Origin of the sequence: Paracoccus limosus, from assembly GCF_009711185.1 — a bacterium.
GTDB classification, from domain to species: domain Bacteria; phylum Pseudomonadota; class Alphaproteobacteria; order Rhodobacterales; family Rhodobacteraceae; genus Paracoccus; species Paracoccus limosus.
Genome location: NZ_WMIF01000047.1, coordinates 1 through 13,866, shown reverse-complemented (window position 1 = coordinate 13,866; position 13,866 = coordinate 1). Strand labels below are relative to the sequence as shown.

The window sequence follows — 13,866 nt, the reverse complement described above, 5'->3', positions numbered from 1 at the left end:
ATCAGCATCCCGTGCTCGGCCTCCGATAATCATCGAAGGCACAATGGACCCAACCCCCGGTCGGTGGGGTCCCTTTTGGACGCCGATCACCCCAGAAGCGGGGTCCTTATTGCAAGCCGTTCAACAATCCAGATGGGGGCCCGCCGCCCGCGAAAGCGTATGCGCTGCTCAACGCTGCCGTCGCGGAACTGGGCCAAGCGTTGCAAGGAACCGGCCTCGGGATCGTTCGCCAAGGGCGGCGCGACGGCTGGCGGCTAGTCATGACGCCGGGAGACGGGGCATTTGTGGCGGATCGCGCGGCGTGATCGTGGCGCAATGGCGTCGCGCCGTGTCGCGATCAAGCACTTTTAACATGGCGGGATGTTTGGCGGGTTGATCGCAAATGCCGCCGTAAAATCGTTTATTATCAATGAGTAATGGCGGACGGTGAGGGATTCGAACCCTCGAGACGGTTCCCCGCCTACACACTTTCCAGGCGTGCGCCTTCGACCACTCGGCCAACCGTCCGTGGCGGCCCGTTTATCGTGACGGGCCGGCCAGTGCAAGCGGTCAGAGGCGGGAAATCCGCTTCTGCAATTCGGCAAGCTGACGGCGGATTTCGTCCATGTCTTCGCCGGCAGCGGGTTTGCGTGCGGTGCCGCGTTTGGCGGGCTGAGCCTCGTCCTCTTCGGCCTCGGGGCCGCTTGACGCGCTGGCGCCCCAGCCGGCCGCCATCGCCTTCAAGAACAGCTGCTGCTGGCGTTGCAGCGCCTCGAACCCCGGCATCGAGGACATCGGATTGGGGAAGGTCGCCAGATTCTCCATCATCTTGGACTGACCCTCGCGCAGCATCTCGAAGCTGGCGGCAAGGAATTGCGGCACGACGGATTGCGCCTGCGTCGTATAGCTGCGCACCAGATCAGTCAGCACATCGGTGGGCAGGACGTTTTCGCCTCGGCCTTCGTGCTCGGCAATGATCTGCAGCAGATATTGCCGGGTCAGATCGTCTCCGGTCTTCAGATCGACGATCTGCACCTGACGGCCACCGCGGATGAATCCGGCGATATCCTCCAGCGTGACGTAATCGCTGGTTTCAGTGTTGTAGAGCCGGCGGCTGGCGTAACGCTTGATCAGCAGGGGCGTTGTCTTATCGAGCTCGGCCATGGGCTCCTCCGGCGATGCATTTGCAGCATGATGGAAAAACAGTCGCGGAATTGCAAAGAAAATCGCCGCAAAGCGGCAAAGCCGTTGCGGCACCCGGAATCGGGGCGGGTGCAGACGCTGCGACAAGATGATTGGGGGATCCGGAGCGGGGGATCAGGTGGTGCGGGTGGTCGGACTCGAACCGACATGCCTTGCGGCGGCGCATTTTGAGTGCGCTGCGTCTACCATTCCACCACACCCGCAACAACGTGCCCAAGGAACATAAACCATCGCAAAGCTCAAGGTCAAAATGCAGCGCTGCGGGTGATCCCCGACCGGCGGTCCCGCAATCGGGATCTGCGGAACGCTTCTACCTGCATTGGCTGGAGAAATGGCTGCGGATGGTAGGCGCGGAGGGATTCGAACCCCCAACCAAGGCGTTATGAGCGCCCTGCTCTGACCGTTGAGCTACACGCCCGCCGCAGCGACAGGACTAGGCCGGGCCGGTGGCGAAGGTCAAGCGGCAACCTGTGGCGGGGCGCTAGTCCGGCTTGAAGGTCACGCGGATGCTCAGCGCCTCGGAGAGATGTGGGCGGCGGATGTCGGCCGCGCCGTCGAGATCGGCAATGGTGCGCGCGACCCGCAGGATGCGGTGATAGCCGCGCGGGGTCAGGCCGAAATGGCTGGCCGCACGGCCGAGCAACTCGCGGCATTCGCTGTCCAGCGGCGCGATTTCTTCCAGCAGGCGCCCCGAGGCATCAGCATTCACCCGCACCTTGGGGTGGTCCTGAAAACGCCGGGTCTGGATCGCGCGCGCGGCAGCGACGCGTTCGGCCACAGTGGACGAGCTTTCGCCGCGCCCGGGCATCTGCATTTCCTCCAAGGTGATTTGCGGCACCTCCATGCGCAGGTCGAAACGGTCCAGCATCGGACCCGAAATGCGGCCCATGTAGTCCGCGCCGCAGATCGGGGCGCGGGCGCAGGCCTGCGCGGCATCGGCCAGATTGCCGCAGCGGCACGGGTTGGCGGCGGCCACCAGCAGAAAGCGCGCGGGATAACAGACATGGGCATTGGCGCGCGAGACATGCACCTCGCCGGTCTCGATCGGTTCACGCAGGGCGTCGATGACCCGCCGCTCGAATTCGGGCAGCTCGTCGAGGAAGAGAACGCCGTTATGCGCCAGACTGATCTGCCCGGGGCCGGCATTTCGGCCTCCGCCGACGATGGCCGGCATCGAGGCCGTGTGATGCGGCTGACAAAACGGAGCCGCGCGAGAGATGCCGCCGCTTTTCAAGAGACCGGCCACCGAGCGGATCACCGAGGTTTCCAGTGCCTCCTGCGGGGTCAGCGGTGGCAGGATGCCGGGCAGGCGCTTGGCGAGCATGGTCTTGGTCGCGCCGGGCGGCCCGACCATCAGCAGGTGGTGGCACCCCGAGGCAGAAATCTCGATGGCGCGACGGGCCAGCTCCTGACCTTTGACATCGGCCAGATCCTCATAGTCGCTGCTGATTTCCGCTTCGCCAGCGATGGCCCGGGCCAGGGGGGCGCGGTCGGTGAGATGGTCGATGGCCTCGCGCAGGCTGCGCGGGGCAAAGACCGGAACGGAGCCGACCCAGGCCGCCTCGGGGCCGCAGGCGCGCGGCACCAGCAAGGCGCGATCGTCCTCGGCTGCGGCCATTGCGGCGGGCAGGGCGCCGGCAATCGGGGCAAGCCGCCCGTCCAGCGCCAGTTCGCCCAAGGCCACGACCTGACCCACGGCCTCGGCCGGCAGGATCTCCAGCGCGGCCAGCACCGCAAGCGCGATCGGCAGGTCGAAATGCGAGCCCTCCTTGGGCAGATCCGCCGGCGACAGGTTCACCGTGATCCGGCGCGAGGGCAGGGCGATGGACAGATGCGCAAAAGCCGCGCGAACCCGCTCGCGTGCCTCGCTGACCGCCTTGTCGGGCAGGCCGACGATGCCAAAGCCCGGCATGCCCGGCGCGACCGAGCATTGCACCTCGACCAGCCGAGCCTCAACGCCTTCGAAGGCCACCGTATAGGCGATTGCCACGATCCTGCCCCAATTCTTTTCCCAGAGCGTTAACCATGCCGGGTTAAGAACTGGTTAACGGAATGGCCCAAGGCGCGGCTTCCTTGTCCGGAGCCGTCATTCGGCCTATGTGCAGGCTAAGAAATGGGAAGGAGCCGCCATGTTGGGCAGCCGCGTCTTGCTGATCGTCGGAGGGGGCATCGCCGCCTTCAAGATACCGGAGCTGATCCGCATGCTGCGGCGCGAGGGCATTGCCGTTGTGCCGGTGCTGACCAAAGGGGGCGCCGAGTTCGTGACGCCGCTGACCCTGTCGGCGCTGTCGGAATCGCCCTGCCATAGCGATCTATTTGATCTGACCCGCGAATCCGAGATGGGCCATATCCAGCTGTCGCGCGCCGCCGATCTGGTAGTGGTGGCTCCGGCGACGGCGGATCTGATGGCCAAGATGGCGGCGGGGCTGGCCGATGATCTGGCCTCGACCCTGCTTTTGGCGACTGACAAGCCGGTGCTGGCCGCACCCGCCATGAACGTGCGCATGTGGCAGCACCCGGCGACGCAGCGCAATCGCGACACGCTGGAAGAGGACGGCATCCGCTTTGTCGGCCCCGATCAGGGTGATATGGCCTGCGGTGAATACGGTCCCGGCCGCATGGCCGAACCCGAGGCGATCCGAGAGCGCATCCTTGCCATGCTGGGCCGCGACCGGCCGCTGCGGCTGTCGCCCGAAATCGCGGTCGCTTTGCCTGCCGAGCCGCCGGTGCCCGCTATCGGCCCGCTGACCGGGCGGCATGTGCTGGTGACCTCGGGGCCCACGCATGAGCCCATCGACCCGGTGCGCTATATCGCCAACCGCTCCAGCGGCGCGCAGGGCACGGCGATTGCGGCGGCGCTGCGCGATCTGGGCGCGCGGGTCAGCTTTGTCACCGGCCCCGCCGAGATCCCACCGCCTGCGGGCGTCGAGGTGATCCGGGTCCAGACCGCACGCGAGATGCGCGAGGCGGTCGAGGCGGCGCTGCCGGCCGATGCCGCCGTCATGGCCGCCGCCGTGGCCGATTGGCGCGTCGCCAATGCGCAGGATCACAAGATCAAGAAGGACGGCATTGGCAGCGCGCCGGTGCTGGAATTCTCGGAAAATCCCGACATTCTGGCCTGGATCGGACGGTTGCGCGAAGGACGTCCGCGGCTGGTGGTGGGCTTTGCTGCAGAAACCGACGATGTGCTGGCCCATGCCAGCGCGAAACTGCAACGCAAACGCGCCGACTGGATTGTCGCCAATGACGTGAGCCCCGCCACCGGCATCATGGGCGGCACCGAAAACGCGGTCACACTGATCACCGCCGATGGTGCCGAGGCCTGGCCGCGCATGCCCAAGGACGAGGTCGCCCGCAAACTTGCCGCGCGCATCGCCGAGGCGCTGGGCCAGCCTCCGCAGGAGCCGCAGCCATGAACCGCGTCTATCTGGACTGGAACGCCACAGCCCCGCTGCGCCGCGAGGCGCGCGAGGCGATGCTGGGGGCAACCGAAATCGTCGGCAACCCGTCCTCGGTCCATGCCGAGGGCCGCGCCGCCAAATCCGCGATGGAACGCGCGCGTGAAGAGATCGCGACCGCGCTGGGTGCCGAGGGGCAGGATGTTATCTTTACCTCGGGCGCGACCGAGGCAGCGGCGCTGATCCTCGCCGGGCGCGATCTGGTCTGCTCGGCCATCGAACATGAGGCGGTGCTTGCTTGGTGCCGCCGCGAGCTGGCCACCGATGGCGCGGGCCGGGTCAACGTGCCCGATCCGGCGGGGTCCGCCCTGCAACTGGCCAATAGCGAAACCGGGGTGATTCAGGATCTGCCCGAGGGGCTGGCGGTCAGCGACCTGACGCAGGCCTTTGGCAAGATACCCTTCGCCTTCAACTGGCTGGGCATTCAGGCGGGTTTTGTCGCAGCGCAAAAGCTGGGTGGACCGCGTGGCGTGGGCGCATTGGTGATCCGGCGCGGCACCGAGATCGAATCCCGCATCAAGGGTGGTGGTCAGGAGCAGGGCCGCCGCGCCGGAACCGAGAATCTGATCGGCATCATGGGATTTGCCGCCGCCGCCCGCGCCGCGCAAAATGATCTGGATCAAGGAATCGGAGAAAAAGTCTCGGAAATGCGCGATTCGCTGATGGCCACACTGGAATCCGGGGCGGAAATGGTTACATTCCCGGGGCGCGAATCCCGCCGCCTGCCGAACACATTGTCGATCCTGACGCCCGGCTGGCGCGGAGAGACGCAGGTGATGCAGATGGATCTGGCCGGCTTTGCCATCTCGGCGGGATCGGCCTGTTCCTCGGGCAAGGTCCGGCCCAGTTCGGTGCTGACGGCCATGGGAATTGCGCCGGAATTGGCGGGCGATGCGATCCGCGTCTCGATCGGACCGGAAACGGACGGTCGGGATGTCGCGCGTTTCGCCGAGGCCTGGCTGGCTGCCCATGCGCGCTGGCGGCAACGGAATGATCAGCGGGCAACCGCAGGAAGGGTTTGAGATGGCTGAACAGATCAGCGAAGCAATCGAAGTCCGCGAGGGCGTTGACCGCGAAACCGTCGAGACCGTCCAGAACATGGGGTCCTACAAATACGGCTGGGACACCGAGATCGAGATGGAATACGCCCCCAAGGGCGTGAACGAGGACATCGTTCGGCTGATCTCGAAAAAGAACGAAGAGCCGGAATGGATGCTGGAATGGCGTCTGGCCGCGTTCCGCCGGTGGCAGACCATGACCGAGCCGAAATGGGCAATGCTGAACTATCCCGAGATCGACTATCAGGACCAGTATTACTACGCCCGGCCGAAAAGCATGGAAGTGAAGCCGAAGTCGCTGGACGAGGTCGATCCCAAGCTGCTGGCGACCTATGAGAAACTGGGTATCCCGCTGAAGGAACAGATGCTGCTGGCCGGTGTCGAGGGTGCGGACGAATCCCCCGCCGAGGCGCGCAAGGTCGCGGTCGATGCAGTCTTTGACAGCGTCTCGGTCGGCACCACCTTCAAGGATGAGCTGGCCAAGGCCGGCGTCATCTTCTGCTCGATCTCCGAGGCGATCCGCGAACATCCCGAACTGGTGCAGAAATATCTCGGCTCGGTCGTGCCGCAGTCGGACAACTTCTTTGCCACGCTGAATTCGGCGGTCTTTTCGGACGGGTCCTTCGTCTATATCCCGCCGGGCACGCGCTGCCCGATGGAGCTGTCGACCTATTTCCGCATCAACGCCGAAAACACCGGCCAGTTCGAACGCACGCTGATCATCGCCGACAAGGGCAGCTATGTCAGCTATCTGGAAGGTTGCACCGCGCCCAAGCGCGACGTGGCCCAGCTGCATGCGGCGGTCGTGGAAATCGTCATCCTTGAGGATGCCGAAGTGAAATACTCGACCGTGCAGAACTGGTTCCCCGGCGATGAGGAAGGCAAGGGCGGCATCTACAACTTTGTCACCAAGCGCGCTGATTGCCGAGAAGCCCGCGCCAAGGTGATGTGGACGCAGGTGGAAACCGGCTCGGCGATCACATGGAAATACCCCTCCTGCATCCTGCGGGGCGAGGAAAGCCAGGGCGAGTTCTATTCCATCGCCATCGCCAACAACATGCAGCAGGCCGACACCGGGACCAAGATGATCCATCTTGGCAAGAACACCCGCTCGCGCATTGTTTCCAAAGGGATTTCGGCGGGCAAGGCGCAGAACACCTATCGCGGTCTGGTCAGCATGCACCCGCGCGCGACCAACAGCCGCAACTATACCCAATGTGACAGCCTGCTGATCGGCGATCAATGCGGCGCCCATACCGTGCCCTATATCGAGGTCAAGAACACCTCGTCACGGGTCGAGCATGAGGCGACGACCAGCAAGGTGGATGATGACCAACTGTTCTATTGCCGCGCCCGCGGCATGGACGAGGAAGAGGCCGTCGCGCTGGTCGTGAACGGGTTCTGCCGCGAGGTGCTGCAGGCTCTGCCGATGGAATTCGCCATGGAAGCGCAATCGCTGGTCGCGATTTCGCTGGAAGGCTCGGTCGGATGATCGTGACCACCACCCCCGGGATCGAGGGCCGCAGGATCACCGCCTATCACGGCGTGGTCACCGGCGAGACGATCATCGGCGCGAACATCTTTCGCGACATCTTTGCCGGTATCCGCGATATCGTCGGGGGCCGCTCGGGTGCCTATGAGAACGCGCTGGCCTCGGCCCGCGAAACCGCCTTGTCCGAGATGCAGGACCGCGCACGCCAGCTTGGCGGCAATGCCGTGGTCGGTGTCGATCTGGACTATGAAGTGATCAACAACATGCTGATGGTGTCCGCCTCGGGCACATCCGTGACTGTCGAACAGGAACCGAAATAATGCTGGAAATCAAGAATCTGCACGTCAAACTTGAGGATGAGGGCAAACAGATCCTCAAGGGCGTCGATCTGGTCGTCCCGGCGGGTGAGGTCCATGCGATCATGGGGCCGAACGGTTCGGGCAAGTCCACGCTGTCCTATGTGCTGTCGGGCCGCGACGGCTATGAGGTGACCGAAGGCGACGCCACGCTGGACGGCGAAAGCCTGCTTGACATGGAGCCCGAAGCCCGCGCGGCGGCCGGCCTGTTTCTGGCCTTTCAATACCCGGTCGAAATCCCCGGCGTCGGCAACCTGACCTTCCTGCGCACCGCGCTGAACGCGCAGCGCAAGGCGCGCGGAGAAGAGGAACTCAGCTCGGCCGAATTCCTGAAGATCGTGCGCGAAAAGGCCAAGACGCTGAAGATCGACGGCGAGATGCTGAAACGCCCGGTCAATGTCGGTTTCTCCGGCGGCGAGAAAAAGCGCAACGAAGTCCTGCAGATGGCCATGCTTGAGCCGCGCATGTGCATCCTTGACGAGACCGACTCGGGGCTGGACGTGGATGCGATGCGGCTGGTCGCTGATGGCGTGAACGCGCTGCGTTCGCCCGAGCGCAGCTTCCTTGTCATCACCCATTACCAGCGTCTGCTGGACCATATCAAACCGGACGTGGTCCACATCATGTCTGCCGGCCGCATCATCAAGACCGGCGGCCCGGAACTGGCGCTGGAAGTCGAGCAGAACGGCTACGGCGACCTGCTGGCGGAGGCCAACTGATGGCGGAAGGTGCTGTTCTGACCGCCCAGACCCCGGCGGTCGAGGGCAAGACGCGCGCCGGCGGCACGGCGCTGGCCGCCCGGCTTGAGGCGCTGGAGCTGCCTGCTGGCGGCTTTGCCGCTGCGGCCCGCCGCGATGCCGCCGAACGTTTGCAGGCCATGGGCCTGCCGGGCGCGCGCGACGAATACTGGCGTTATACCGACCCGGCGCCCTTCAACGCCGCACGCCCCGAGCCGCTGGCGGTGCCGGGCCGCGAGGCCAATCTGTTTGATGACATCGACCGGCTGAAACTGGTCTTTGTCGACGGGCGCTTCGATGCCGAGGCCTCGGACGATCTGACCGCCGAGGGGCTGCAGATCGAAAGCATGGCGCAGGTCGGCGCGGGGCATTGGGCCGAAACGCTGTATGGCGTGCTTGAGGCCGAGGGCCAGACCCCGGTCAAGCGCCCCTTTGCGGTGCTGAACACGCTGGTGGCGCGCGATGGGCTTATGATCCGCGTCACCGGCAAGGTCTCGCGCCCGGTGCATCTGCTTTATCGCCGCGCCGATGCGGCGGCGGATGTCGTGGTCCATCACGTCATCCGTCTGGAGCCGGGGGCCGAACTGACGCTGCTGGAGACCGGCGGCATCGGTGCCCGCTCGAACACCGTGCTCGAGGTCGACGTGGCCGAGGGCGCGCGTTTTCACCACATCGCCAGCAAGCGCGCCGATGACGCGCGGATCGGCATTGGCCATGTCTTTGCCCGCGTGGGCGAGGGCGCGCTGTTCAAATCCTTTGCGCTGGCCGTGAACGGCCGGGTCATGCGCAACGAAGGCGTCATCCATATCGCCGGCAATGACGCGGTGGCCCATATCGCCGCCGCCGTTCTGGGCGATGGCAATGAGGGCAGCTTTCACCACGACGACACCGTCTTCATCACCCATGCCGCCGAGCGCTGCGAAAGCCGTCAGGTCTACAAGAAGGTGCTCAAGAACGGCGCGCATGGCATCTTTCAAGGTAAGATCCTGGTCAAGCCCGGCGCGCAAAAGACGGATGGCTACCAGATCAGCCAGGGCCTGCTGCTGGACGAGGGCAGCCAGTTCCTTGCCAAGCCCGAGCTGGAAATCTATGCCGACGACGTGAAATGCTCGCATGGCTCGACCACCGGGGCGCTGGATGAAACCGCGCTGTTCTACCTGCGCTCGCGCGGGGTGCCCAAGGAACAGGCCATCGTGCTTCTGGTGCTGTCCTTCCTTGCCGATGCGCTGGACGAAATCGAGAATGACGATCTGCGCGGCGCCATCCTTGGCCGGCTGGACGACTGGCTGACCAGCCGCGCTGCCGGCTGAGATATAGGTGGGGCCATGGGCCAGGTCGGTATCGTTCCGCGCATCATGGCCAGCTGGCGCAGGCCCGGGCGCGTGGTTGCGGGGTTGCGCGGCACGCCGGACCGGGTGCTGATCGCGCTGTTGATGGCCGCCATGCTGGTGTTCCTGATCGCTCAGGCGCCGGGCCATGCGCGGGCGGCGCATCTTGACCCTGCGGTGCCATTGCAGGCGCGGATGGGAGGGGCGATTCTGGCGGTGTTGTTCGTGATGCCGCTTTTGGCCTATGCGCTGGCGGCGCTGGTCGCGGCGCTGTCGCGGCTGACGTCCAAGCCGGTATCGGGGCTCGAATCGCGGCTGGCACTGTTCTGGGCGCTTCTGGCGGTGTCGCCGGCGATGCTCTTGGCGGGGCTGACGGCGGGGCTGGTCGGGCCGGGGCTGCCGCTGGCATTGACGCATTGGCTGGCCGGGCTGGGCTTTTTGGTGATTTGGGGCGCGGGACTGCGCGCCTTGGCGGAGGCCTGATGATACCTGCACAGATTGGCGATCTGGTTGTCCTGACCTTGCGCGACCCGGCGGCGGCGCTGCGCGTGTTGCAGGGGGAACGGCTGCCGATGTCGGTGCGCTGGATGATGCTGGGCCTTGCGGTCACGCTGTCCACGCTGCTCTCGACGCTGTCGCTGCTGCTGTTCCCGGTCGCGCCGGGCGATGCGATGGGCGAGCTGTTCTCGGTGCCGCTGACGTTGGCCTGGGTGCAGTTCGGCACCATTGCTTTGGCGGCGCTCTGCATGACTGTCGTTGGCCGGCTCTTTGGCGGGCGCGGCAATTTTCCCGATGCCCTGCTGGCCATTGGCTGGATCGAGCTGATTCTGGTCGGGCTGCAGGCCATGCAACTGGTGCTGATGCTGCTGATGCCGGCCAGCGCCAATCTGATGTTCCTGATCGCCTGCGCGCTGTTTCTGTATCTGGTCGTCGCGATGACCAAGGCGCTGCATGGCTTCACCAGCACGCCCAAGGTGGTGGTCGGCTTTGTCGGCAGCCTGTTCGTGCTGGGTTTCGTCCTTTCGCTGATCGCGGCGGCGCTTGGCATCCTTCCGGAGGTCTCTCCATGAGCTTTGACGTCGAACGCGTTCGCGCGGATTTCCCGATCCTGTCCACCAAGGTCAACGGCCGGCCGCTGGTCTATCTGGACAGTGGCGCCAGCGCGCAAAAGCCGCGCGTGGTCATCGACGCCATCACCCGCGCCTATGAGGGCGAATATGCCAATGTGCATCGCGGGCTGCATTATCTGTCGAATCTCGCGACCGAGAAATACGAGCGGGTGCGGGCGATCATCGCACGCTTTCTGAACGCCCCGCATGAGGATGAGGTGATCTTTACCTCGGGCGCGACCGAGGGCATCAACCTCGTCTCCTACGCATGGGCCGCGCCGCGTTTCCAGCCCGGCGACGAGATCGTGCTGTCTGTGCTGGAGCATCACGCCAATATCGTGCCGTGGCACTTCCTGCGCGAGCGTCAGGGCGTGGTGCTGAAATGGGTCGAGCCCGAGCCTGACGGCAGCCTGCCGCCGGAAAAGGTATTGGCCGCCGTCGGCCCGCGCACCCGGCTGATCGCGCTGACGCATATGTCGAACGTGACCGGCACCGTGGTCGATGTCGGCGCGGTGGCGCGGGGCACGGATGTGCCGGTGCTGGCCGATGGCAGTCAGGCCTCGGTGCATATGCCAGTCGATGTGGCCAGCCTTGGCGTCGATTTCTATGCCATCACCGGGCACAAGCTTTACGGCCCCTCTGGCTCGGGCGCGATGTGGATCAGCCGCGCGCGTCAGGCCGAGATGCGGCCGTTCCTTGGCGGGGGCGACATGATCCGCACCGTGACGCGCGAGACCGTGGACTATGCCGAGCCGCCGCTGCGCTACGAGGCCGGCACGCCGAGCATCGTCAACCAGATCGGCCTTGGCGTCGCGCTGGAATATCTGATGGGGCTGGGTATGGAGAATGTCGCCGCGCATGAACGCGATCTGCGCGACTATGCCCGCGACCGGCTGCGCAGCCTGAACTGGCTTTCGGTGCAGGGCGATGCAGCTGACAAGGGCGCGATCTTTTCGATGACGATGCAGGGTGCGCATGCCCATGACATCTCGACGATCCTCGACAAGCGCGGCATTGCCGTGCGCGCCGGGACGCATTGCGCCATGCCGCTGCTGGAGTTCTTTGGCGTGCCGGCCACCGCGCGGGCCAGCTTTGCCATGTACAACACCCGCGCCGAGGTGGATGCCCTGATCGACGGGCTGACATTTTGCCGCGAGCTTTTCGCCTGACCCCATTGCAGAGCCGCCGGAATGCGGCTAAGCAGCGGGAGCGCTGCACCCATAGCTCAGCTGGATAGAGCGCTGCCCTCCGAAGGCAGAGGTAAGTCAAGTGGCTTTGTTGTGGGTGTAGAAAATGTCGATAGAAACCAAGGAATTGGTGGAAGTCGATAGAACTGTGAAAATCGCTCTCTTGGTCGCGGAAGCACCACGGAAGCAAACTTTAAGGAGGTTGTAGAGTAAGAACGACGGAAGTTGGCGGCCCTCGGAACCGCATGAATGACGTTGATTCGAGTAACTGGTTTCGGGATTGACCTTGGTTGATCTCGCACACTATCAAAACGACGATGCACCCGTAGCTCAGCTGGATAGAGCGCCACCCTCCGAAGGTGGAGGCCACACGTTCGAATCGTGTCGGGTGCGCCACCCTCTTTTGAGGTTGGCTTGATGGGTCGAGCCTCGCTCCCCTAAACTAATTTCAAATTCACAGCGTGCTTGTCGTAACCGTCATAATGGCGTCGGCTGCTTAATCTACGAATGACATGCTTTGGAACTTAAAAAAGGCCGTCGGACGCCAGCTTGATACCAAGCTGTTGACTTGCCGTCAGGGGCAAGCCTTTTCCACCGTAAGCGAGCCATTGGGCAGCACCAGTGCGGGTCCTATCCAACGCGGGAATACGGATAAGCGTTCCTGATATAGGTGTTGAGGAATTGCCCTTTTGACGGAGCTGCCATTAGCTGCTCATGCAATCCGGCAGGTACGTTGAAATACTGGTATATCGAGCCGTTCGTGAATTCGATTTCCAGCGTTTCACTACCGGGATCGTAGCCGATGGACGCGATGTTGCTGGAGGAAACAGGGTCTCTAAGCATGTGTCTTCCTATTGCTCATCTTCGTTGATGGGAATTCGATCTATTGCAATTTTCCGTACGACAGCGGTTGTTCGTTGCGCCCGCCACGACGCCACCATGCGATCATAGCCTTCCGCCACGCGTCGGGTCCGCCAAGCTGCGCTTACTTCGGGGTCAGAACTGCGGGGCAAGCGATCTGCCGGGGGAAGCGATACACGGCAACGCACGGGCAGTCGTGCGGCTTCACCAGAGATGATGGTCTCCCCCGTCCGCAAGACTGGCAGTAGGTCCATGAGGCCTGATAAATTGTCAGGAAGAGCACCCTTCACGCGGCCGCGATCGGCTGGGTTGGAGAGGCGCAGTGCTATGAGCGTTCCGCACTGGGAGAGGATAGTCTCATCGATTTCGGAAGGGCGCTGCGAGACGAGCATGGCTCCAACTCCGTACTTGCGACCCTCTTTTGCGATGCGCTTCACGACATCCGCAGCGACATTGCCGCTATCTGGGCCCACGTACCGATGGGCTTCCTCCATCACGATCAGCAGAGGCCGGAGCACGCCACCTTCTGTCTTTTCCCGGCTCCAATAGAGCGCCTCGTAGACAACGCGGAGTATGGAACCAATCAGCCGGACCAAGACGCTGCTGGGTACCCCGGAGAGATCAAGGATTGTGATTGGATGGTCGTGACCAAGCCAGCCGGCGAGCAGCGTATCAAGATCCTGTGCCGTTTGCCCGGCAAGGTCGGGCTCCCAAGGGCCGGGATGGAGGACAAAGTCGTACCGCCGGTCCAGAAGACGAGAGCGCAGCAGGTTAAGCGGGCGGCGGATGCCCTTAGCGGCCTGATTGAGGAACGGCCCAGCAGCTCCCATAGCGTGCGGCGTGTATCGAGGAGCGGTTAAAGTTTCCGGGTTGCCCGCTGCTTCGAGTGCAGGCTGGTCGCGCTGCGGCCCGGTGAATGTGGCTGTTTCAAAGTCAATCAGGTCATACCAGAGCTGCTTCAGCGAGAACGGTGTTGAACGGCTTGCAATAAGGACCCCGCTTCTGGGGTGATCGGCGTCCAAAAGGGACCCCACCGACCGGGGGTTGGGTCCATTGTGCCTTCGATGATTATCGGAGGCCGAGCACGAGATGCTGATC

General features: G+C 64.0%; 13 protein-coding genes and 4 tRNA genes. 10 read left to right on the top strand and 7 right to left on the bottom strand.

The annotated features are described in order from the left end of the window. Nucleotides 1-417: 417 nt before the first annotated feature. The 5 genes from GL279_RS18440 to GL279_RS18420 all read right to left on the bottom strand — a co-directional run bounded on the left by GL279_RS18440 (nt 418) and on the right by GL279_RS18420 (nt 3,175). A tRNA-Ser gene (locus tag GL279_RS18440) sits at nt 418-507 on the bottom strand. A 42-nt stretch (nt 508-549) separates the two neighbouring features. After that, nucleotides 550-1,143, bottom strand: a complete 594-nt coding sequence (gene phaR / locus GL279_RS18435) for a polyhydroxyalkanoate synthesis repressor PhaR (RefSeq protein WP_155066078.1) — start codon at nt 1,141-1,143, stop codon at nt 550-552. 158 nt (nt 1,144-1,301) lie between these two features. Next, nucleotides 1,302-1,385: transfer RNA gene (locus GL279_RS18430), tRNA-Leu, on the bottom strand. 139 nt (nt 1,386-1,524) lie between these two features. Beyond that, nucleotides 1,525-1,600: transfer RNA gene (locus GL279_RS18425), tRNA-Ile, on the bottom strand. A gap of 63 nt (nt 1,601-1,663) precedes the next feature. Next, nucleotides 1,664-3,175: a YifB family Mg chelatase-like AAA ATPase gene (locus GL279_RS18420; RefSeq protein ID WP_343039860.1), complete on the bottom strand. Its 1,512-nt coding sequence runs from the start codon at nt 3,173-3,175 to the stop codon at nt 1,664-1,666. Between the two features lie 136 nt (nt 3,176-3,311). Between GL279_RS18420 and coaBC the strand changes: the two genes are divergently transcribed. From coaBC to GL279_RS18370, 10 genes are all read left to right on the top strand, one after another. Further along, nucleotides 3,312-4,598 carry a bifunctional phosphopantothenoylcysteine decarboxylase/phosphopantothenate--cysteine ligase CoaBC gene (coaBC, locus tag GL279_RS18415; RefSeq protein ID WP_155066077.1) on the top strand — a complete coding sequence of 429 codons (1,287 nt, stop codon included), beginning with the start codon at nt 3,312-3,314 and terminating at the stop codon, nt 4,596-4,598. After that, nucleotides 4,595-5,662, top strand: coding sequence for a cysteine desulfurase family protein (locus GL279_RS18410; RefSeq protein ID WP_155066076.1), 1,068 nt, complete (start codon nt 4,595-4,597; stop codon nt 5,660-5,662). Before coaBC ends, GL279_RS18410 begins: the two co-directional genes overlap by 4 nt. Before the next feature lies 1 nt (nt 5,663). After that, nucleotides 5,664-7,190, top strand: a complete 1,527-nt coding sequence (sufB, locus tag GL279_RS18405; protein WP_155066075.1) for a Fe-S cluster assembly protein SufB — start codon at nt 5,664-5,666, stop codon at nt 7,188-7,190. Further along, complete coding sequence (locus GL279_RS18400) at nt 7,187-7,510, top strand: heavy metal-binding domain-containing protein (protein ID WP_155066074.1); 324 nt, start codon at nt 7,187-7,189, stop codon at nt 7,508-7,510. Before sufB ends, GL279_RS18400 begins: the two co-directional genes overlap by 4 nt. Beyond that, entirely contained in the window at nt 7,510-8,265 is a 756-nt protein-coding gene (gene sufC / locus GL279_RS18395; protein WP_155066073.1) for a Fe-S cluster assembly ATPase SufC, read from the top strand. Before GL279_RS18400 ends, sufC begins: the two co-directional genes overlap by 1 nt. Continuing rightward, the gene (locus tag GL279_RS18390; protein ID WP_155066072.1) at nt 8,265-9,593 is read left to right on the top strand and encodes a SufB/SufD family protein; all 1,329 of its coding nucleotides are present in this window, start codon (nt 8,265-8,267) and stop codon (nt 9,591-9,593) included. Before sufC ends, GL279_RS18390 begins: the two co-directional genes overlap by 1 nt. Before the next feature lie 15 nt (nt 9,594-9,608). After that, the gene (locus GL279_RS18385; protein ID WP_155066071.1) at nt 9,609-10,094 is read left to right on the top strand and encodes a hypothetical protein; all 486 of its coding nucleotides are present in this window, start codon (nt 9,609-9,611) and stop codon (nt 10,092-10,094) included. Continuing rightward, nucleotides 10,094-10,681, top strand: a complete 588-nt coding sequence (locus tag GL279_RS18380) for a YIP1 family protein (protein ID WP_155066070.1) — start codon at nt 10,094-10,096, stop codon at nt 10,679-10,681. The genes GL279_RS18385 and GL279_RS18380 overlap by 1 nt, the downstream gene beginning before the upstream one ends. Continuing rightward, nucleotides 10,678-11,889 (top strand): cysteine desulfurase, encoded by a 1,212-nt coding sequence (locus GL279_RS18375; protein ID WP_155066069.1) that lies wholly within the window; start codon nt 10,678-10,680, stop codon nt 11,887-11,889. Before GL279_RS18380 ends, GL279_RS18375 begins: the two co-directional genes overlap by 4 nt. 337 nt (nt 11,890-12,226) lie before the next feature. Further along, nucleotides 12,227-12,303, top strand: a tRNA-Arg gene (locus GL279_RS18370). A 234-nt stretch (nt 12,304-12,537) separates the two neighbouring features. Here GL279_RS18370 and GL279_RS18365 read toward each other — a convergent pair. Beyond that, nucleotides 12,538-12,750: a KTSC domain-containing protein gene (locus GL279_RS18365; protein WP_084758556.1), complete on the bottom strand. Its 213-nt coding sequence runs from the start codon at nt 12,748-12,750 to the stop codon at nt 12,538-12,540. Nucleotides 12,751-12,758: 8 nt separating this feature from the next. Next, the coding region (locus tag GL279_RS18360; RefSeq protein WP_155066068.1) for an ATP-binding protein at nt 12,759-13,866 on the bottom strand (1,108 nt) is incomplete at its 5' end.